Source organism: Pseudomonas sp. C9D1, from assembly GCF_056491235.1.
Map to the genome: position 1 here is coordinate 365,759 of NZ_JBSZIE010000002.1, position 21,417 is coordinate 387,175.

The following is a 21,417-nucleotide window of genomic DNA, read 5'->3' on the forward strand; positions in this document are numbered from 1 at the left end:
GCCTGTGGGGTCAGAAGTTCGCCTGCACGCTGAAGTGCACGCGCGGGTCTCGTTTTTTGGTGTTGGGGCCGTCTTTCAGCGGGTAGCCCCAGTCGAGGCTGCCGGACAGCCACTCACGCAGCGTGGCGCGGGTGCCCAGGCCCACGCTGGCGAGGCTGTAGCTGTCTTCCTGGTCGGGCAGCGGGTCCTGCAGGGAGAGGTGCGCGCCCTCGGCGAAGGCGTAGAAGCGCCAGTCCTCGACATGGCTGCCCAGGCCCTTGCCAAGGAAGCTGACCAGCGACGGCGTGCGCAGCTCCTGGGAGAGCAGCCAGCCGTCGTCGCCGGTGCGCTCGGCGGCCAGGTAGCCGCGCACGCTGGTGGCGCCGCCGGCGGAGAACTGCTCGTTGGAGACCAGCGGCCCGGAGGCCAGCTGGAAGCCCAGCTTGGAGGCCGACTGCCAGTCAGCGCCGAAGCCGAAGGTGTAGGTGGCGTCGCCCTTGAACACGGCGAAACTGGGGTTGGCGCGGTAGCGCTTGTAGTCGAACGCCTCGGCGTCGCTGCCGTAGCCGAGGAACTCGCGGGTGCCGGCCACCAGCGACAGGCCGAGGCCCAGCTGCGAGGCCTCGGTGTAGCGGTAGCCGTTGTAGCCCAGGGTGATGGGGGCGTACTTGAGCGGCACCTTGTCTTCGGCGCCGCCGAACTGCAGCGACTCCTCGAAATCCTTGAAGTCCACGCCCACCGACAGCGAGTGGGCCCAGGGGCCTTCCGGCGGCAGGCCGTAGATCAGCGAGGCGCCGTAGGAGTGGCCCTTGCCGAGCACGTTGCTGCCGCCGATGGTGGCCACGTCGCTGTCGGACTGGTAGCCGGAGAACTGCAGCGTCCAGCGCTCGTCCAGGGGCGCGGCGTAGGAGCCGGACCAGACCTCGGCGTTGTTGCGGTCCTCCGGGGCGGTGAAGTAGGTCAGCGAGGCGCTGTGGCCGCGCTGGAAAAGGTTGTTGTAGCCGAGGCTGACCACGGAGCGCAGCTTCTCGGTGTCGGCGCTGTAGTCGTTGTTCAGGCCGACGCTGGCCTGCCAGGGGTTCTTGTCCTCCACCTGCAGGTCCACGTCCATGGTTCCTGGGCGCTGGCCCTCGCGTAACAGTGGCACCACCTGGCGCCCGGGGTTGCGGTTGATCGCCGCCAGTTCGCCCTGGACCTTGGCGAAGTCGGGCACCTTGCCCTCCTCCAATGCCGGTACGTCATCGAGGATGGCCACCGGCGAGTAGTGCTTGGCACCGACCACGCGCACGCGGCCGACCTTGGTTTCGCTGACCTGCAGGTAGACCACGCCGCCTTCGACCTGCTGCTCCGGCAGCTCGACGAACACCGACTGGTAGCCCTTGCCCTGGTAGCGCTGCTGCAGGGCGTCGCGGGCGCCCTCGATGTCGGCGAGGCTGCGCTGCGGGCCGAGGAAGGGGTAGACCGCCTCCTCGATGTCGCGGGCTTCCAGCACCGTGTTGCCGCGCACCACGTATTCGTTGACGTCGACCAGCCGCGCCGGAGCGTCGGCGCTCGCCACCGGCTGCGCCCCCTCCTCCGCGAACACCGGCGCGGCGTGGATCGCCAGGGCCAGGCAGGCCGGCGCGAACGGCAGGCTCAGGGACGCGGCGACGCCTCGTTGGTTGAATGACAGATGACCCACACAGCCCCCTCGTGAAATGGCGCCCGGCATCCCGGGCTGCCTTCCGTGCAGGCGTGGCCGCGCCGAACGCGCGTACCCCACCGCATCAGTGAACGTTTCGTTGTTGGTTCGCAGGCCGCCTCAGCGTTGCCTTGCGCCGGCGGCGGGCCGGGCCAGCCAGGTGTGCAACTGGGCGAAGTTCAGCGAGAACTCCGGCATCTGCATCAACCCGCCGGAGAACACCTCGCCTATCACCCGCTCGATCAGGCGTACCGCCTGGGGGTTGTCCAGCACCACGCCGAGATCACGGACGAAGGTGGCGAAGCCCCAGACCCGCTGGTTCAGCTCGAGGCCGACGAACCAGCGGAACAGCAGGTTGTAATTGAGCTGCTCGTAGAGCTGCTTCTCGCTGGGCAGCGAATAGAGCAGTTGCAGCAGCAGCGCATGGAGCAAGGCCGGCAGCGGCACCTGCAGCTGCTGGGTGGCCGCCCAGCCCTGGAGTTCGGCCAGGGCCTTGCCCATCACCTCGTCGATCTGCGGTCGCAACAGGACCAGCGAATGGCCGGGCGGGATGTAGCTGGACACTTCCTTGAGGGCGCTCTGCCAGTCGTCCTGGGACACGATCCAGACCCAGGGTGCGCCGTAGCGGTAGACCGAGACCGGCTTCTTGCGCGCCGCCTCGACAATCTTCGACAGCCGCTGGTCGAGCTCCTGCATCCCCACTTTCGAGTAACCGTCCATATTCCCCATCGCCCTTGTTCCAGTGGCCTCGGCACGCCCGCAAACCGCGGGCGAAAGTCGTCGCCATCCCTGGCGACACGTTCCCTCTCGGCGATATCCCTCGCCGTTGACGCTCCGTACATGACCTTGACCGGGGCCGGACGGCACCACCGAACTTTTGTCATCGAATCTTCATGAACGGAGAACGGCGGGAAGGGCCTGGCGGGGTGAAAAGCGTCTGGAACGGGCATTACAGGGTGCCCATGCCCACCTCCGCCCGGTGGATGCAAAGAGCGGCATCCACCCTACGCACGGCCCTGCCCCGCGCCTCGCTCAGCTTTTCGTAGGATGGGTAGAGCGCAGCGAAACCCATGCGGCGGATCTCGCAGCACCTTCCAGGATCGCCAAGGGCTGCGCTCGGGAATGTGCTGTCCGGGGCACCCGGAACCTCTGCCATCTCGGCCGAAACGGCTCGCCTGAAATGAAGAAGCCCGGCTGATGCCGGGCCTCTTCATGGGCACGTAAAGGGCTTAGCGACGAACGCCCAGGCGATCACGCCGCACCGCCTCGCGGGCGGCACGGAACAAGTCGCTTGCATCCGACAGCAGCAAATAGGCCGCGTCGGCCACATTGGCCAGATCACGCCCATCGACACAGGAGCCCTCCATGCACGAGAGACTGGCGAGCAAATCTCGCGCAGCAACCAGGCGGTACTCGGCTGTCTCCTGGAGTTCCATGTATGACCGGCTGCCATCGAGCAAGAGGACAGAAGAACCGGAAGGGTTGGCGGAGAGCGGGCGCAGGTCAGCCATGATGAACACCTCCACCACTGCAACGGTGGCTGGGTGCGAATACAGAAGAAATGAAGCTATCGAGAGCGGCGCGAGTCATGACGTGATGCTCCTGGTGTGAGAAGAAGGCGCCTGCAATCGGATAGGCGGCGCCTGTGCACCTAGAGAGTTCGACCGGCCAAGATCGGCTGCGGGATTGACCGCAACGGGCGGACTATATGAGGCAGTGGAAAAGCCTGCAAGGGCAGCTTTGCATGTGAGTGGAGGAAGCACCGTGATTGAGCGCTTGCTTTAAAACCACAAAAAGCTAACGCAGAAAGAGCGTTTTCATTTGAGCGTGGGAAGCCAGGTTCTTAGGACGTGGTCATGAGTCATCGGTTCTGCTTGTGAGGATTCAATCGGAGGACCCGACAGGATCGTAGGGTGTGCCGTGTGCGCACCGCCGCACGGTGCTTCCGGCGAGCCACTGACAGGGTGAAAAGCGTCTGGAATGGGCATTACAGAGTGCCCATGCCCGCCTCCACCTGGTGGATGCGAAGAGCGGCATCCACCCTACGCACGGCCCCGCCCCGCGCCTCGCTCAGCTTTTCGTAGGATGGGTAGAGCGCAGCGAAACCCATGCGGCGGATCTCGCAACCCTTCCAGGATCGCCAAGGGCTGCGCTCGGGAACGTGCTGTCCGGGGCGCCCGGAACCTCTGCCATTTCTGCAGAAACGGCTCGCCCGAAATGAAGAAGCCCGGCTGATGCCGGGCCTCTTCTTCTGGTCACGCTATTCATGAGTGAGCGGGTGATCTGAACGTTTTTGATCGGTTTGCTGCTTTCAATATCAGCGAAGTCTGAGGTCGGTGGAAAATGCCGGGCTCATTCAGGCCGTTCCTGGAATGTACTGATGTTTCTGAACTCATCCGTTATCAATTCTGCAAAGGCATCCCGTGCTCGATGCAATCCAATATTCTTGTTCCAGATGAAGTAATTCTGTATTGGCGTCAGGTCGTCGAAGGCATAGCCTTTTATATTGCCAATCTTCTTGTACTGCTCGAACACGCCAGAGGGAACCAGAGAAACCCCCGCACCTGCACTGACGCAGCCAAGAATGGTTCCATAGCTCGCGATGCTGGTTATCGGTGTTGATACCTGTGCGGCCTTTAGCCAGCGCTCAAGGGCGTGGCGATAAGGGCAGCCTTCAGGCCACATAAAAATATTCAGATTGTTGACATCATCAGCAGAGGTGATTTCGCCTATGGATTCTGATGCGATCAGTATCAAGGGCTCTTTGTATATTTCCAGTTGGGCAATGTCAGCGTGGTCGCTCTTTACGGCGATGATTGCGCCATCCAACTTGTGCCCAATAATCTCGGCGACTAATTGTGACCACGTGCCGGTACTGAACTGCATGTGCACACTCGGGTAGTGCACATGGTAACGGGACAGTAGAGCAGGTAGGCGGCCAGTCGCGGCTGATTCGATAGCGCCTATCTTGAGCACCCCGGCTGGTGTCGCCTCAGGGTCAAGCGCTCTTTTCGCCTCTTGGCAAGTATCGAGAATCTTGTTCACGTAACCGAGAAGCAACTCACCGGAAGGGCTTATGATCAGCCCCCGACCTTTACGTATAAAAAGACTCACTCCAAGTTCCTGCTCCAACAGCTTTATCCTGTTGGTAATGTTGGAGGGGACGCAGTGCAATATCTTGGAGGCTTTGACAATACTTCCCTGCTCTGCAGTCACTTTAAACATTTTGAGTTGCGACAGTTCCATTGCTGCACCGACGATTCATTTAAAGTGAATAGTGGCGTGATTATAAATTACTTGTTTGGCGCGTACAAGTGACCTAGCTTCGTGCCCGCCCTTAACTTGAAGCGACAACACGTCCGCTCACACACTTTATGGAAGAAGGTTAAGCAATGAATTCTATTGTTATGGAAGGCAATATAGTTGTGCCCCAGCACCAACTATCCATGCAGCAATTTGGCGAGGCATTTATTGAAGATCTTCCCAAGCACTTCGCAGCCTTGAAGATTCCTGGTCGGGTAATTTGCGGCGATCAGCGTAAAGCTGCAATTCCTGCACACGTAGATCAGGTTCCCGCTATCCAGTTGGCGATGCATGAAGTGCTAGGCCATGAAACAACTCAAGCGTCGCAGGGGTGGACAGAGAAGAGCTTCAATGCGTTTCTAGAGAAAGCGCTTGTCGATGAAGGTGTGTTGAAGTTCTTCAATGGCTGGAATGAAACCCATAAGACCACAAGCCTGGTTTCAGCAAAAATAATCATGCGACTGGCTGCTGACGCAGGCGCGATTCCTGCTCATCAGCAATCCCTGTACAACAATGTCATGGCACATATGCATGAAGTGGCCAAGGATGACTTCGGTCTCGGCCATGAAGGGCACGATGGCATGTACGGATACATGACGTCCGCGTTCGGCGCTTCGCGCTGGGTCGAAAGTCAATATGTCGTACCCGGGTGCAATGAGTTCTCAGGCTTCCTCTACAGAGTAGGCATCGCAGAAAACAAATCGCCTTTGAATTCCCATGAATACAAGCGATCCATGTTGGAGGCCATGATGACGTCAGTGGCGTCAGAGCTCTGGAATGGTCGCGAATACAACTATATTGCGCAATATATCGAAGAGAAGCTAAACGCCGTCAATCCAGATCTTCGCGCTGACGTGAAGGCGCTTCGGAATGCCAAGGGTTATGTCATGGGCCACTCAGGAGAGGTGGAGAACAGGCATGGATTGCATGCATTGGCCGCCGCTCAGGCCTATTGCCGATTCGCCGACTTGGAGTTTGACATTAATCGTTTGAAAGAAATCATGATTGATTATAACGGCCGTGTTGGAAAGGCATTCCGTAGTTTGCACGAGGCCTTGACTGCTTGATCGTGTTTTAAAACTGCTTGCCGCTGGTGCGATGCGGCTGCGCATCAGCGGTTTCGCTCATCTGATCTCTGCATGGATACGGCTTCGGGAGATGATGTGAACAGTGGAAGGTGAAGAGATTTTTTCATGACCGTTGAATACACCCTCGTCGCATTGGGTTTTTTTGCATTCTGCGGCGGTTTGATCGATGCAGCAGTTGGAGGTGGGGGGCTTGTTCAGGTGCCTGCCCTGCTTCATGCCCTCCCTCAGCAAAGCCTGGCGACGGTCTTCGGGACCAATAAGCTGGCCGTGCTGCTAGGGAATTGCTTTTCCATATCCCGCTATTTGAGGCGCATACATATTGCTTGGAAATTAATTCTTCCAACCATGATCGCTGCCTTTATTTTCTCTTTTCTAGGTGCTTTCTCTGTTTCATTGATACCTAAAGAGGCAATGGAGTACGTCGTCTTTGTGGTGTTGATAGTGATGGCTGTCTATACCTTTGCCAAGAAGGACTTAGGCCGAGTTCATCGATCTGTCGAACATGGGCCAAAAGAGATTGTGCTGGGCGTTTTCTTTGGCGCGTTATTGGGATTCTATGACGGCGTATTTGGCCCTGGCAGCGGGAGTCTTTTGCTGTTTGTTTTTGTAAAGTACTTCGGCTTCGATTTTCTTAATGCGTCGGCTTCGGCCAAGCTCGTTAATTTGGGCACCTTCAGTGCTGCGCTATTTTTCTTCGTACCCTCAGGTAATGTGCTCTGGCTTATCGGTGGCATGGTGAGCCTGTGCAATATCGCCGGCGCCCTCACCGGCGTGTTCTTAGCACTTCGTTATGGAAGTGGATTCATTCGGATTTTCTTCCTGGTTTTATTGGTGTTCCTGATAGGGCGCATGGGGTTCTCAATTTTTATTGAGGCCCTGTGACATAGACGACCCCGTTCACGCAGGTCGCCGTGGAACTGGCGATAGCCGTAAGCCCCTCCCCTCACTTATGGCGCCGGGAACTTCGCTCAAGCCCTTTCCCAACCATGCGCCCCCCGTCCGTCAGGCCAGCGAATAGCCAACCAAGCAGACGAGGCCGAGCAAGGCCTATCTTCTCGCCGTTAAAAAAAAGAGCGGCAGTCGCCTGCCGCCCTCGGGAAAGGGATACCGCCCCGCAGGGCGGTGAAGGGGTGGGATCAGAGGGTCAGGTTGCGCTGTTCCTCCGGGGTCAGCTGGTTGCGTGCCTGGTCGTCCAGTTGGCCGGCGCCGAGCACCTGCACGCTGCTGCCGGGGTCGTAGGTCGGCGTGCGGCTGGCGCCCTCGTTGGTGGGCTCCACCCGCTCGTTGCCGAAGCCCAGTACCTGCACCGTGAAGATCGACGGCTGGCGCTGGCGCGAGGCGGCCTGCTGGTCGCGGGCCACGCCTTCGGCGGCGTCGCTGGCGGAGCTGGCCGCCGAACTGGCCGAGGACAGCGCGCCGGTGTTCACCGCAGCCACCACCGGCACGCCGTTGGACTTGCCCTGCACCTGGATGTTGGCGGCGTTGACCACCTGCAGCGCGGCGATGTTGACGTTGCCGGAGACGCGGATGCCCGCCTCCCCCGCATCGATGGTGCCCAGGGGCGCCAGCAGGTCGATGTCGCCCGACGGCACCTCAGCGATGGGGGCCAGGGTGGCGATGCCGGCGCCGGTACTGGGCACGCTCGGCGACAGGGTGACGTTGCCCCAGTTGTCGTAGACCCGGCGCGGCGGTGTGTACACCAGGGTGGTCTTGGAGCCACGCCCGGCGTTGATGTCGCCGGCCGAGGACCAGGCCAGGATGTCCCCGCCGAAGGTGGTCATGATGCGGCTCTGGCCCAGCAGCACGCTGCCATTGGCGAACAGCTGGATGTCCCCCGCGCCCTGGGTGATGACCCCGGCGGTGGACGGCGGCGCCTCGCCCTCGATGCCGAACACCTGCTGCCCGCCCGGGGTGAGCATCTGGATGCCGCCACCGAAGTTGGTGTGCACCCCGGCGCCGCCGTACATCGTGATGTCGCCCTGGTAGAGGATCGGGTTGCCGGCCACGTCGTGGCTGGGGAACAGCGCGGCGATGGCGTTGCGGCCCCGCAGGTAACTGCCGAAGCGCGGGCTCTCCGCATCGTTGTATTCACGGCCACCAGCACGCAGCTCGGCGAAGTAGATCTCCCGGGCGAAGACCCGCTGCTGCTCCGCCGGCAACGCGGCGTAGTAGGCGCGCGCCTCCTCGCTCGTGCCGCTGAAGCCGAAGCGTTCGGCAAGCCAGGCCACCAACTCCACCTCGTAGGTCTTGGCCACCCCGCCGCCCGCCAGGCTGCCGCCCACCTCGACGCGGTTGGCCGGGTCCAGGTAGCGCTGGGCGAAGGCCAGGTAGTCCGGGCCGCTGCCGACGCCGGCCTGCATGACGATGTCCGCCCCCGGCCGGTTGTCGCCCGGCACGATGGCGCCGAGGCTGGTCACCGCGGCCTTGTCTTCCATCAGGATGTTGCGCCCGGCACTGATCTCCAGCGTGCCGGGGCCGGCGACGTTGAAGGTGCTGTAGAGGATGTCGCGGCCGGCCGAGACGATGGAGATGTCGGCCGGGTCGTCGTGGATGAAGAGGTTGCCGGTGCTGGTGGCCAGGCCTGCGAACTGCGGCAGCAAGGTGCCGGTCAGTTGGCCGCTGTTGACGATATCGCGGCCGGCCATGATGCGCGCCGGCCGAGACGCTTCGTACCAGGTCTCGCCCGCCCTCGGTGCACTGGCGAAGGTGATGATCTCACCGGTACGCAGGCCGATGATGTCGCCGTTCAGGGCGTAGAAACGGGCCGGCTCATCGGCACCGCGGTAGGCGCTGCGGGTCCCCGTGCCACCAAAGGCGAACAGGCTGCGCCCGAGGCCCCCGGCACCCGACAGGTCTCCTTGATTGGCGCCTCTGGAATCGAGGTAGTAGAACGCCGGGTTGAAGGGAGTGGCCAGGCTGGAAACCGGTGCATTGCTGGGCGTGACGGCATAACCGCCGGCATAGATCGAGTCGCCTGCCAGGAATTCCAGCTGCGCTCGGCTGCCGGGTGCCAGCAACAACGAATAGTGGGTGGTGTTCAGGCTGTTGTCCGTCCACAACGCCGATGGGCCGTAGTAGAAGCTGCCGCCCGGTGCTGTGGCACGCAGGATCGACGGGTAGACGAAGCGGCCATCGGTGGCGGAGAAGTCCAGGCCGCTACGAACACTGTCGTTGGAGCCCGCAGGAAGCTCACCGACCTGCGTCGAGGGAGTGAGGTTGCCGCCTGCGGAGAACAGGTCGATGGCCGTATGGTCGGTCCACAGGCTGAACCATGAGCGGCCAATGCTCTTGCCGCCATCGAGATCCACCGGCTGCCAATTGCGGGCGTCGGTCCGCCCGGCATCGGCCGCGCCGCCAAGCACCAGGTCACCCCGGGCGCCCAGGCTGATGGTGGCGTCGCCCGGCACCAGTATCAGGCCGCCGGTGGCGCTGGCCATGGTGGCCTTGAAGGGGTCGTAGGCACGGCTTTCACGGGGATCCTGCAGCAACTGCAGCGGCCCATTGACCTGCTCGATGCCGCCGAAGGAGCCCGCGCTGGCACGCATGGCGCCCCGCAGGTTGGCCAGGCTGCCGTTCAGGTCATGGCGTTGTGCGACCGGGCGGCTCCGGTCGTCCAGCATCGCGCGCGCCGTCAAGGCCGGGTTGAGCCCACCGCCCACCTTCAGATCGAGGTCGCCACCGCCGGTAAGCACCAGTTCACCGTCCACCATGCGCCCGGTCGAGCCCACCGCCAGTACCAGCCCCTGGCTGCGGGTGGCGATGAGGTTATACAGGGTGCCCCGGGCCGCCAGCATGCCGGCGTCACCGCCGACACGTACATCGAGGTTGCCGCCGCCCAGGGTTCCGAACCCGGTGAAGCCGGTGAAGGCGACGTTGTCCTGGAAGGGCATGTAGGTGCCGAAGTTGATCCACCAGGCGGTGGGCACCTCGCCGTTGACTCCACCGCCCTGGCGCCACAGCCAGCTGCCGACGCTTGAGCTTTCAGGCTGGTCGAGTCCGCCACTGCCCACCAGCTTGGAACCGAGGATATCGCCCGTCAGGTCGCCGCCGACGGAAAGCAGCAGGTTGCCGCCATGATCGGGGTACCAGGCGCGATAGAGGCTGCTGGAGCCGCCATTGACCAGGGCTTCGTAGCTGCCGCCGTTCTTGCCCAGTACCGTCGTATCGAGCGTGCCGTTAGAAAGCTGAGTGAAGGCCCGTGGCTGATTGAAGACTGCTGACGCTGCCAGATCCAGGGAAGAGGTGCCGGCCGTATAGATGCCGTACAGGGACTGCATTTTGAAATCGCCAGCACTGATCAGGTCCAGGTCGCCGGTACCGACCCGGAGCACGCTGAAGCGACTGGTTCCCAGTGCGTATTCATATTCCGTTGGCGCCTGCGTATTTCCACCGCTACACAAACTGGCCCAGGCGCAGACCTCGTCCTCGGAGATGGCGAACTCCAACGCGACTTCCGCCACGGGCCTCCCTGCCTGGGAAGCGTCCCCATAGAACACCGTGGAGCCCTCGGCAGTCAGCAGGCGCGGTGACGCCGCTGCATTGCACAGGCTGGCCCAGGCACAGACCTCGTCCTCGGTGATGGCGAATTCGGCTGCCACGTCCGCCACGGATTTACCGGCGTGGGATTCGTCCCCGTAGAAGGTCATGGAGCCTTCGGCCGTCAGCGTGCGCGGAGCGGTCGTTGCCTTGCACAGGCTGTCCCAAGCGCAGACCTCATCCTCGGAGATGGCGAACTCCGCTGCCACGTCCGCAACGGGCTTGCCGGCATGGGACTCGTCGCCATAGAACACCATCGAGCCTTCTGCCGTGAGCACTCGCCCACCTGTGGGCTGCCCGGGCTTGGCGGTCACCAGGTAGCCGTAGTGCGTATCAGCCACGCGAAGCTCACCCCGCTCGGCGTAGGGGTCCACCAGGCGGGTGTCTGCCGCCTGCAGATCGGCGCCTGCCACGGCGCGCAACGACCAGGACTGAGTGCCTTCGGCCAGCATCTGCGCGGCGGCCCAGTTGCGCCCTTTGCCATCCCCGCCACGCAGGTTGATCTTCTCCACACCGGCGGCGAGCTTGACGTCGGTTCCGGCTGGGATGAGCGCCCCCAGGGCCAGGGTCAGGCTGCCGGACTGGACGACCACATCCGGATGGCTGCTGTCGACAGAGCGCAGCGGGTTGTTCGGCAACGCCACGCCCTTGGGCCAGTTCATGCCCGTGACCGCCGTGTCGCCCACCAAAAGCGTGCCGGCGCCGAGGATCATGTCCTTGGCCAGGGTGATATCGGCGGAGAGTCGCGTACCTGCCGCATAGGCCAGGCTGTTGTCGGCGTTGCGTATATCACCGGAGAGCACGGTGCCGGCTGGCAGCGTCAGAGGCTGATCCAGCGTCGCAGCGATCGGCAGGCGCGTGCCGGCCGCCAGGGTCATGGCCTTGATGGGCAGGTCGTAGTTGAGCACGGTCCCCGCCGGGAAGGCGGTGCCATCCTGCAACTCGATACCCGCGCGCGGCACCACCACATCGCCATTGAACATCTGCTTGCCGGGCGTCAGCACCCAGCCGGCGTCGTCCTGGGTTTCCGGCGGCGGCATGAAGCCGTCGTTGAGGCTGCCATAGACACTCAGGTCGCCGCCGGCGCGGATCACCAGGTTGCCCACTTCACCCGAGCCATACACGGCGCTGGATTTCTGGGTGTTGGGATTGAGGCTTTCGTAGCGATGGCCAGAGAGGTCCAGATCACCCTGCACCACCAGGTCGCCGTCAGCGGTCTTGCTGACGATCTCGACGCCGGGGCGCAGGTGGAAGGCGTCGGCATAGGCGGCGTTGTTGAGGCCGGCCAGCTTGCCATTGACCAGCGCGCCATTGGCCAGGGCGTTGCCGATGAAGGCCAGGCTGTCGGTGTGTTTCTGGTTCAGGTAGTTCTGGTCGATCTCCTGGTAGCGGTGCCCGTTGACGGGGTCGGTGACCTCGCGGGCATCGTCGTAGCGCTGCACACCGTTCACCGCGATCAGCTTGGCGCCCTGGATGTCCAGGCTGCCGCTGGCGTCGATGGCGATATCACCGGCGGTGGCGCCGCCCAGGCGCGGGGCGTTCAGTTCCAGGGTGCCGCGGGCCTTGCCGTCATGCCCGCTGGTGGCGGCGGTGCCGTGGCGCAGGTCGATGCGCGCGCCATCGGCCAGGGTCAGCAGGCCGTCGCCGGAGCCCAGTTCCACCACAGCGCGGTTGGGTGAGTCGATGATCTGGCCGTAGCTGTCCACGCGCAGGCGGGTGCCGTGGGCGTCCAGCAACGCATGGCCGCCGATGGTCAGCCCCTGCTTGCCGGCCAGGCGGATGGAGCCCACCCGCTCTCCGCTGGCGTCCACGGTGCCGTTGACGGTGAGCGTGCCACCGTCCACCGAGACGTCGATCGCCCCGGCCTTGAGGCCGTCGCCGATCACCAGGTCGCCCTGCTTGAGCTGGAAGCTGCGGGCCCCGAACACCTGGCCCTGGTTGAGCCGCTGGTTGAGGGCGGCGAAGTCGTCGTTGAGGCTGCCATCGCCCAGGTGCTGGGCACGGATGTCGACGCTGCCGGCCTTGAACGGCACCAGGGTGCCGCCAGCGTCGTAATAGCCGCTGCTGCCACCGAGGATGCTGCCGCGCAGGTCGACGCTGCCGGCACCCGCTGCCAGGGCGGTTGCCTTGAGGCTGCCGGCCTGGTTGTTTGTGGCCGAGAGGTCGATCACCGATCCGGACGCCTGGCGGATATCGCCGTTGCGGCTTTCCAGGATCAGGTCGCCGCCCCAGCTGTACTTGTTCACGTCGTTGAAGGTGACCTTGTGCCCGGCCAGGTCGATGCGCGCGGCATCGGTGAGGCTCAGTTGCGCCTCGGCCTTGAGGCTCAGCTTGCCGCTGGGCAGCACCACGGCCCCCTCCAGTAGCAGGTTGCGACCGCTGAGGGACAGCTCGGCACCCAGCGCATCGCCACCGATGCCCGGCAGTGCACTGCCACTCGGCGCACTGACGCGGATATCGCCGCCGGCGGTGATGCGGTTGACCGAGCCGGCGCCGCCGGTCATCACCGGGGTGCTGATGTTCAGGTTGCCGCCGCTGTACTGGAAGCCCTTGCCGGTGACGTAGCCGTCCTGGCGCTGGTACACCGACAGGCCGCCCTTGTGGTTGGCGGTGACGCGCTCGCTGGCGTTGAGGTTGACGTTGGCGAAGCCCACGGCCAGGCGATCGCGAATTGTCGCGGCGGTGGGTTGCGCGTCCGGCTGGTAGCCGAACTCGATGCGCTCGGCGTCGATCACCAGGTTGCCCGCACCGGTGCCGGCACCGCCGGTGATGATGGAACCGGCCTCGTTGTGGGCGCCGTTCCAGATCAGGTTGGAGGTGTGGATGCGCGCGGTCTCGCCCGCCTCGCCCTTGCCGTAGAGGGCCGGGGTGGTCAGCACCAGTTCCTTGAGCCGCGATTTGCCGTCGGCACCGTAGGTATCCAGGCTGGCGTTGCCGAAGAAGTTGAGCGAGTCGCGAGCGCCCAGCACCAGGGTTTCCAGGGCCGGCGCGCCGGTGCTGGTATCACCGCGCAGCAGGCGGTCGAGCACCTGCTGGTTGAGGGTCAGGCCGCTGGGCAGCAGGTTGCGGGCGGCGAGGTCGGCCAGCGCCTCGGCGCTGCCGACGTTGATGCCGCCCACTGCCAGAGCCAGGTTGCGGGTGCCATAGTTCACCGCTTCGCCCAGTTCGAAAGCGTTGTCGGTGGCCGTGGCGATGGTGCCCTCGGAGTAGAGCCCGGTGGTGCCGCTGCACACGCCATCGCACACACCGATGCGGATGCTGCCCGGGGCCTTCTGCGGCTCCTGCGGGTTGGCAGCGTCCGGGGCCAGCATGTTCAGGTAACCGTTGGAAACCGCCAGCACGCTGTTGCGCCCCGGCTTGTAGATGTAGCCATCGCGGGAGTCGCGGGGCGCCGCGCCCTGGCCCAGGGTGTCGATGCTGGCGCCCTGCTCCACCGTGATGCCGCCGGTGGGCCCGGCGGTGACCAGGAAGACTTCCGGTGCCTTGAGGGTCGCGCCGCTGCGCAGCACCAGGTTGGCGGTGCGGGCCACGCTACCGCCCGTGCTGCTGGCACCGTCGTCGAACTGGATGAAGTTGCCGCCCTGGCCGTAGAAGGAGCGCGCATAGGCGCCAATGTTGAGGCTGCCGGCACCGATGGCGTTGAGGGATTCATCGGTCAGGGTCACGCCGTTGAAGCCAGCGGTGGCGCCCTGCCCGGCCCTGACGATCTCCAGGTTGCCCGTGGAGGTCTGGGTGATGCTGGAGGTGCTGCCACGCCCGCCCTCCCCGCGCGCCTTGAGCAGTTCGCCGGCGAAGCTGAAGCTGGGCCGGTCGGTGGTGTTGTTCGCAAAACTCAGGTTGAAGGCCTTGGCGTCCCTGGGCATCAACGCGGCGGGAATGCCCAGGCGCGCCGCGTCTGCCTGGAGGAACTGGCTGAAGCGGGTCTCGTTGTACTGGGAGTAGCGGCGCAGCACGTCGGCCGGGGTGAGGATCACCTGGCTGGCCAGGCTGTCCCGCGCGCCGCTGGCCAGCCCGAGGGTGCCGGCGGTGGACCAGGAGCCATTGCGCATGGCCTGGGTGGTGATGGCACCGCCCTGCCCGGCCAGGCCGTTGACCTCCACGCGGAAGGCCCCCGGCAACAGCGCGTAGGTGGATGGCAGCAGCGTGTAGGTGCCCGCCGGCAGGCCCGGCACGCCGGCGCCGAGGGTGATCTGCTGGCCCACCCTGGGGTCGACCGCGCCGCCCTCGCCGCCCTGGGGCGCGTAGCCCGCCTGCACGCCGGGGACGATGGCGTAGACCGGGTTGCTGCCGAGCGCCGGCAACAGGAAGCCATCGGCACCGTACTGCATCAGCGGATTGAAGCGCGCATCGGTGGAGCCACCGCGCCCGGAGACGAAGCCCGCGCCCACCAGCTCGCCACCGCCGGATACATCCACCACCGCGCCCTGGGCGACATCGATCACCTGCCCCACGAGGTCGACCTTGCCCGGCATCAGGCTCTGCCCTTCCTTGAGCAGGCTGTTGGACAGGGAGACACCGTCGTAGAGCCAGGTCTTGCCGTCCACCGTGCCGCCGTAGGGGATCACCAGGCCGGCGCCGCTGACAGAAGTCAGGCTGCCGGGCAGCAGGTTGACGATGCTGGCAGGACGGGTGGCGTCGCCCTGATAGCCGAGTATCAGATCGCCCAGCGGCGCGCGCAGGATGCCGCCCTGGTTGATGACGTCCGCCTGCAGGCTGATCGAGCCGAAGGCCGAGTAGGGAGCGGACGGCATGCCTTGACCGCTGCGGGCGATGTCGATCCTCGATGCACTCACCTGCCCTTTGACACCGGTACCCGGATAGATCTGGGCGGCGCTCATGGCCAGGTTGCCGGGCACTTGCAGGCGCATGGCGCGGGCGTCCTCCGTGCTCAGCAGCCGCAGGTCCCCCTGGCTGCTCAGGTGCATATCGGAGAAGGCACGGCGGTCTACCACCTGTGCGCCCCCCTGCAGCATCAGGATGCTGCCCCGGGCGCCGAGCCTGACGGCATCACGCACATCCAGCAGGCCTCTGGCCGATAGATTCAACTGCCCCGTGGCAGGGCGCTGCGAACTGCCGACGCGGATGGCGGTGTCCGTACTTGCGCTGTCAGCAGGCGCCCCCAATGCCCCGGCCAGGCGCAGGTAACCACCGCGCAGATCGACCACGGAACCTGCGGCAGCTGTCTCGGCCAGGGCGTAGGTACCGGCATAGAGGTTGAGCGCGTTGGCCATATCCAGGTTCAGAGTGCCGTCGAAGCTGAGCAAACCGGTGCTCAGCAGGGAGAGGTTGTCGAAACCGCCGGCCTCCACCTGCTCAACCGCCAGGCGGCCGTGGCCGTACTCCAGCAGCGTTGCGCCCTGGCCCGGCTCACCCGTACCCGGCAGCGATTCACCCCGCTGCTGTGCCAGGACCAGCTCCCGCGCCTGGCGTACTGCATCGGTCGCCCGGGGATCGTTTATCCGATAGGACGGGGCACCGAGTGCAACGGAGAGGCTGCCCCCCGATGCCCCTGCGCCACCGGCCTCGGCCTTGAACTGGCCATCCAGATAGAGCCCGCCGGTGGACGCGAAGGCGATGCTGCCGCCATGGCTGGCCACGGGGGTGGCGCCCTGCCCCGGGATGTCCAGCACGGCCTGGGCACCGGATGCGTCCAGGCGCGCGCCCTGGCGTACCACCACGAAGGCGTCGGTGGCGGTGAGGCCGCCCTTGGCGTGATCGATTTCCCCGCCGACGACGATGCTGCCGCCGTTGCGCACCGTGCCATAGCGGTTGCCACGACTGTCCACGGCCGTGACGGCGCGTGCGGCGGCATCCAGCACGGCGTTGTCGCCGATCCAGATGGACTGGTAGGTCTCCAGCGGTTTTTGCAGCTCGGTATCCGGGGCCGAAACGATGATCGAGTTGACCGAGATCCTTCCGCCCCAGGCGTTCAGGGTCCCGTCCACCGTCACCTGGCCGATGCCGGCCAGGCCGATGGATTGGCCCGGGTCGACGTTGAGTATCGCCCCCTTGCCCACCAGCAGAGGGGTGGTGGCGATATCACCCGCCGCCGTGATGCCGCTGCCGGCGCGCAGCGACAGGCTGGTGCCCTGGCGCTGGGTCAGCACGCCCTTGGCGGCGTCCTCCAGGTAGAGAGGGGGCGTCCAGGTTTCCAGGGCGTCACGGGGCGCGCCGCCCGCGGCCAGGTTGGTCGCCCCATCGCCCTGTCGGTAGACCGGCATGCTCACATCCACCCGGGTGCCATCGGCCACTTCCAGGCCACGGTTGCCCGCCACCTCGTAGGCGGAGAAGCCCTTGTCGAAGAAGTCGCCACGCAGCAGCAGGGTGCCGGCATCGGCCGAGGTGGCGCTGTCGCTGATCAGCACCTTGCCGGCCTGCAACGCCAGGGTGCCACCGCCCTTGACGCCCTGGCCGCGCAGCTCGCCGCCCAGGCCCAGTACACCTGCGCCACTGTCGGTGTTGGCGTTGGCCGCCAAGGTCAGGTTGCCGCCCTTGCCGCCTTGCAGCTTGCCGCTGGCCAGCAAGGCGGCGCCGGAGGAGACGTCCACCAGGCTGCCGCTGCCCAGCAGGGTGCTGCCGCTGCTGCGCAGGGAGATGCTGCCGCCGTTGAGGTAAGGCAGCGCACGGCTGTCGTTCGGGTCCAGCAACTGGTTGCTCCACAGGCCGCTGGCATCGAGCCTGGCGCCAGCGCCGAGGGTGACTGAGGCCACACCGCCCAGGGTGGTATCGGCCTTGCCGTTGGCGGTGATTTGGTTGAGCACGTTGCCCAGCTCGATGCTGCCGCCATGGGCAGTGATGTCGGCGTTCACTTCCACCTTCGGACCGAACAGGGTGACATTGCCCGCCGGGGCCACCTGCAGGTCGCCATCGACGCGGATGCCCTCGCTGGCGGCCACCTTGACCGCCCCGAGGTTGAAGCCGTTGAGCTGGGCGCTATCGAGGTACAGGGTGCCCTGGCGGCCAGCCGGCAAGGCCGAGCCCAGGTCCAGCCCATCGGCGATGCGGGCGCCGCCCTCGCCGAGGATCACGTTCTTCAGGGTGTTGGCATCGGCGCCCAGGGCGTACTCCAGGGTGCCGCTGCTCTTCACGTACCAGGGGGTGTAGCCGCCCACCACCAGCTGGGCGCCACGGGCCACGGCCTTCTGCGACTGGCTGTAGCCGTCGAGGCCGGATTGGGCACCTTGGGTCTGGCGCTCGCCCTGGTAGGTGTCACTGGCCAGGGTGCCTTCCAGCACGGCGTTGCGGGTGCCGATCACCAGGGTCCCGGCGTCACGGCCCACGGTGTAGCCGCCTTCCTTGCGTTCGGTCGAGGCGATCAGCGGGTTGTAGTAGTAATCGGTCTGGCCCCAGCGCTGGCTGTGGTCTTCGTAGCCCTTGTAGAGGCCGGTGTAGAGGATGTCCCCCGGCGCGCTGGAGAGCTCGTAGAGGCGCCCGTCGGCGCCCTTGAGCCAGGTCTGCTTGATAGTGCCGGCCTGCACATCCAGGGTGCCGCCGGAGAGGTTGATCTGCGAGCCCGCCTGGGTCACCACCTCGTTGCCGGTGAAGCTGACGGTGCCGCCCTGGGCCATCCACTCCGCCACGCTGTGGCCCTGGGTACCCAGGTAGCCGCTGACTTCCAGGAGGCCGCCGGCGGTGTACCAGCGGTCGGTGGCGTAGCCGTTGGTGCCGGCGGGCACGAACACCAGGTCGCGCACATCGACCCACACGTCATTGTTGTTCAGGCCGCCACCGTCGCGGTTGACCGAGGAATCGCGCTGCTCGTTGCCCTGCAGGTTGACCTTGACGCTGTTGGACGCCATCGCGACCTTGACCCCGGTGGCGCCGGAGACGTCGATCACCGCGCCATCGCGCACCAGGCTGCGCTGGCCGGCGTTGACCGCTACCTGGCCACCGGTGGCCAGGGTGATGGAGCCTTTCTGGAAGTCCACGGTGCCGCTGCTGTCGATCTGCACCAGGGACAGGTCGCGACGGTAGGCATCGCCGGGAATGACCTTGCCGTCCTGGGTCACCGCCGGCGCGATCAGCGCATCGCGCTGGCTGTCCAGGGCCGTGGCGCTGGCGTCCAGCAGGATGGCGGTGGTGCTGCCCTCGCCCAGGGTCACGCTGCCGTTGGCGCCGGTTGCCGTGAGGTGCACCGTGCCACGGGCATCGGCCGAGGTGCTGGCCAGGGCCGCGCCGTTCTGGCGCACCTGGTGGCCGGCCAGGGTCACATCGCCGCTGGCAGCGAGGATGACCCCGCTGTTGGTCACCGTGCCGGTGCCGCCGACGGTCACCTCGTTGCCACGGGTGGTGGAGGTTGGGCTGCCGTCGGTGCCGTAGCCCTTGCGGATGGTGAAGCTGTCACCCGCCGCCAGCAGCGCCTGGCCCTTGGGCGTGGCGATGGTGCCGGCGTTGTCCACTTCCTTGCCCAGCAGCAGCACGTAGCCGCCACCAGCAGTGGAAGTAGCCGGTGCGGCGGTGTTGAGCTGCGCGCCCTGCTCCACGCGGATGGCGCCCTGGGCGTTGGTGAAGGCCGGGGTGCTGCCGCTGTAGAGGCCGCCGGTCTTGAACTGCTCGTCGCTGAAGTCGGTGGCCGCGGCCACCAGGTTGCGCACGTTGACCTGGCTGCTGCCGCTGAACACCACGCCATTGCTGTTGAGGATCATCACCGTGCCGTCGCCCTTGATCTGGCCCTGGATCTGGCTCGGCGCCGTACTGTTGTTGACCTTGTTCATCAGGGCCCAGCTGGCGTCCTGCTGGAAGGCCACGGTGGTGTCGCGACCGACGTTGAAGGTCTCCCAGTTGAGGATGGCCTTGTCGGCGGTCTGCTTGATGGAGACCAGCACCTTGCCGTTAGCGTCGGTCTGCACCGGGCCCTCGGCGTTGATGAACAGCGGCTTGCCGTCCGGGCCAATCACCACATTGAGGCCGTTGCCGCCCAGGCCGTTATGCAGGGTCTGCGGCCCGCTGGAGGCGGCGGCGCGGCCTGCTGCCTGCGCGGCCTGGGCCGCAGCGATGGCGGCCACCGTGTTGTTCATGTTGGCGAAGCTGCGCCCCAGGCGCTCCTGCACCCGTTGCTGCTGGGCCAGGGGCGGCGGCGTGCCCGGCGCCGGGGTGGTCGGCCGAACGGCGCCCGATGCCTGCGCCGCGCCCTTGGAGGCGAACCAGGATGAGCTGAACGCCTGCTCCGCCTGGGCGCCACCAGTCAGCAGCATCAGAGCGATGGCCTGGGCCAGGGGCTTGAGCGGCAGGAAGGTGTCGTGGCGGGTGGCGGTGCGGGAAGCGGGCTTGCTCGGCTGGGAACGCATCACTACGGATCCTTGTGTTCTCGCGAAAGACGGGCGCATCGCCCTCCCCTGAGGTGCGCGCCATGGCTATACCCCAAGGCGGTAGCAGCCGCGCTCGACCGAACTTTTGTCATGCAAAGTTCATCTGCCCGGCAGGCGGCTGAAACAGGAAAACCGGCAATGGCGCGAGGCCATTGCCGGTTCGTTGGAGCGGTGCCTGGTGAGAGGCTTAGAGCGGACGACCGATCTGGTTGCAGGCAGTGGTGTTGCCGATGGCCAGGGAGTTGGTCGGGGTGTAGAAGGTGCTGCGAACAGCAGTCTTCCAGTCGTCGGTCAGCGGGATCAGCTTGTTGGCGATGATCTCGTCGTCGTTGTTGTTGAGGTCATCGGTGTTGTAGTGACGGCCAACGAAATCACGGATGGAAGTGCGGTCGGCGGTGTCCTTGTAGCACTGGCTGAACACCAGGTTGGTGTAGCCGACGATCTTGTAGCCGCTGGCGGGGTTGGCCAGTACCGGTACCCATTTGGAGGGGTCGGCACGGTCAGCAGCGGTGGACGGCGGAGCGATGGTGCTCAGGGCGGTGGTGACGTTGCCGATGGTGGGCAGCAGGCCATTGACCTTGGCCACTACGGCGTTGTTGGTGGCATCGACGTCTTCCGGGCCGACGTAGCCGATGGCGCCTTCGGTGGAAGCGACGGTGCTGGCCAGGTTGGCACTGCCGGTGGCAGCGATCCAGGAAGCCGGCTCGGCACCGACGTTAGCGGTGGTGAAGGTGCTGTTGGTGGTGAACTTGGCCGAGCACTGGCTGTTCAGGTGACGGGTGAAGATCTCGGTGGTGCCGCTGCTGCCGGCACGGTAGACGACCGTGATGGCGGTAGCCGGGTAGCTGGCGTTGACCTGGTTCCAGGTAGTGATGGTGCCCGAGAAGATGTCGCACAGCTGAGCACTGGTCAGGTCCAGGTTGTTCAGCGCGGCGCCACCGGCCAGGGTCAGTTTGTAGGGGATGGTCACCGAGGTGGCGGCCGAGGGAACCTGGACCAGCGGGCCCCAGTTGGCGGCGCTGCTGGTGGGAACGGCCGGGGACTGGTGAGCGGCCTGGTAGGTGGAGATCTCGCTGGCGGACAGGATGGAATCGCTGCCGGCGTAGTCGACGGTGATGCCGGAAGCCAGGCCCAGCTTGGTGGAGTCGTTGGTCAGCACGGCGGATTTGCCAGCGCCGCTGCCCACGCCGATGTAGGCGTTGAAGCCCGACGACAGGACGGTAGCGGTGTTGTACAGGTTCTGCGGCAGGGTGGCGCCGCCACCGACTACGGCAGCCATGGCCTGGGCGGAGCACAGGCCGGCGACGGCCATGGAAACAGCGAGAACATTGCGCTTGAACATGAAGAATCTCCTTTCATCGTGTCTGGACGTTGAGTGGTTCGCTCTTGCATCACGCTGCGGCCTGGCCCCGAGCAACATTCCCCTGCTCGTCGGTGGGCTGGCCACGAGATAGACGTTCTCAATTTCCGGTGACAGAGAAAGGAAAAAACCTCGGGAGCTTGTGCGGATTTTTTCCAGTAT

7 protein-coding genes and 1 pseudogene are annotated in these 21,417 nt (G+C 65.1%); 2 read left to right on the forward strand and 6 right to left on the reverse strand.

The annotated features are described in order from the left end of the window. Positions 1 to 10 precede the first annotated feature (10 nt). The 4 genes and pseudogenes from ACXI0U_RS10005 to ACXI0U_RS10020 form a co-directional block, all read right to left on the reverse strand. Complete coding sequence (locus tag ACXI0U_RS10005; protein WP_479551092.1) at positions 11 to 1,618, reverse strand: ShlB/FhaC/HecB family hemolysin secretion/activation protein; 1,608 nt, start codon at positions 1,616 to 1,618, stop codon at positions 11 to 13. 365 nt (positions 1,619 to 1,983) lie between these two features. Further along, positions 1,984 to 2,389 (reverse strand): annotated as a pseudogene (locus ACXI0U_RS10010) (transposase); the annotation flags it as partial. A gap of 500 nt (positions 2,390 to 2,889) precedes the next feature. Next, complete coding sequence (locus ACXI0U_RS10015; RefSeq protein WP_111264383.1) at positions 2,890 to 3,171, reverse strand: hypothetical protein; 282 nt, start codon at positions 3,169 to 3,171, stop codon at positions 2,890 to 2,892. Positions 3,172 to 4,012: 841 nt separating this feature from the next. Next, positions 4,013 to 4,906 carry a LysR family transcriptional regulator gene (locus ACXI0U_RS10020; RefSeq protein WP_350446207.1) on the reverse strand — a complete coding sequence of 298 codons (894 nt, stop codon included), beginning with the start codon at positions 4,904 to 4,906 and terminating at the stop codon, positions 4,013 to 4,015. 146 nt (positions 4,907 to 5,052) lie between these two features. Here ACXI0U_RS10020 and ACXI0U_RS10025 point away from each other — a divergent pair, with 146 nt between their 5' ends. After that, on the forward strand, positions 5,053 to 6,030 hold the full coding sequence (locus ACXI0U_RS10025) for a hypothetical protein (protein ID WP_479550177.1): 978 nt from the start codon (positions 5,053 to 5,055) through the stop codon (positions 6,028 to 6,030). A 126-nt stretch (positions 6,031 to 6,156) separates the two neighbouring features. After that, positions 6,157 to 6,933, forward strand: a complete 777-nt coding sequence (locus ACXI0U_RS10030; protein ID WP_479550178.1) for a sulfite exporter TauE/SafE family protein — start codon at positions 6,157 to 6,159, stop codon at positions 6,931 to 6,933. A gap of 254 nt (positions 6,934 to 7,187) precedes the next feature. Here ACXI0U_RS10030 and ACXI0U_RS10035 read toward each other — a convergent pair whose 3' ends face one another. Beyond that, positions 7,188 to 19,874, reverse strand: coding sequence for a filamentous haemagglutinin family protein (locus tag ACXI0U_RS10035; RefSeq protein WP_479550179.1), 12,687 nt, complete (start codon positions 19,872 to 19,874; stop codon positions 7,188 to 7,190). A 208-nt stretch (positions 19,875 to 20,082) separates the two neighbouring features. Continuing rightward, the gene (locus tag ACXI0U_RS10040; protein ID WP_043245897.1) at positions 20,083 to 21,237 is read right to left on the reverse strand and encodes a substrate-binding domain-containing protein; all 1,155 of its coding nucleotides are present in this window, start codon (positions 21,235 to 21,237) and stop codon (positions 20,083 to 20,085) included. Positions 21,238 to 21,417 lie beyond the last annotated feature (180 nt).

Bases quoted from the DNA above. Each gene is read 5' to 3' on its own strand.
- ACXI0U_RS10015 (WP_111264383.1), bottom strand. From the start codon at position 3,171: ATGGCTGACCTGCGCCCGCTCTCCGCCAACCCTTCCGGTTCTTCTGTC.
- ACXI0U_RS10020 (WP_350446207.1), bottom strand. From the start codon at position 4,906: ATGGAACTGTCGCAACTCAAAATGTTTAAAGTGACTGCAGAGCAGGGA.
- ACXI0U_RS10025 (WP_479550177.1), top strand. From the start codon at position 5,053: ATGAATTCTATTGTTATGGAAGGCAATATAGTTGTGCCCCAGCACCAA.
- ACXI0U_RS10030 (WP_479550178.1), top strand. From the start codon at position 6,157: ATGACCGTTGAATACACCCTCGTCGCATTGGGTTTTTTTGCATTCTGC.
- ACXI0U_RS10035 (WP_479550179.1), bottom strand. From the start codon at position 19,874: ATGCGTTCCCAGCCGAGCAAGCCCGCTTCCCGCACCGCCACCCGCCAC.
- ACXI0U_RS10040 (WP_043245897.1), bottom strand. From the start codon at position 21,237: ATGTTCAAGCGCAATGTTCTCGCTGTTTCCATGGCCGTCGCCGGCCTG.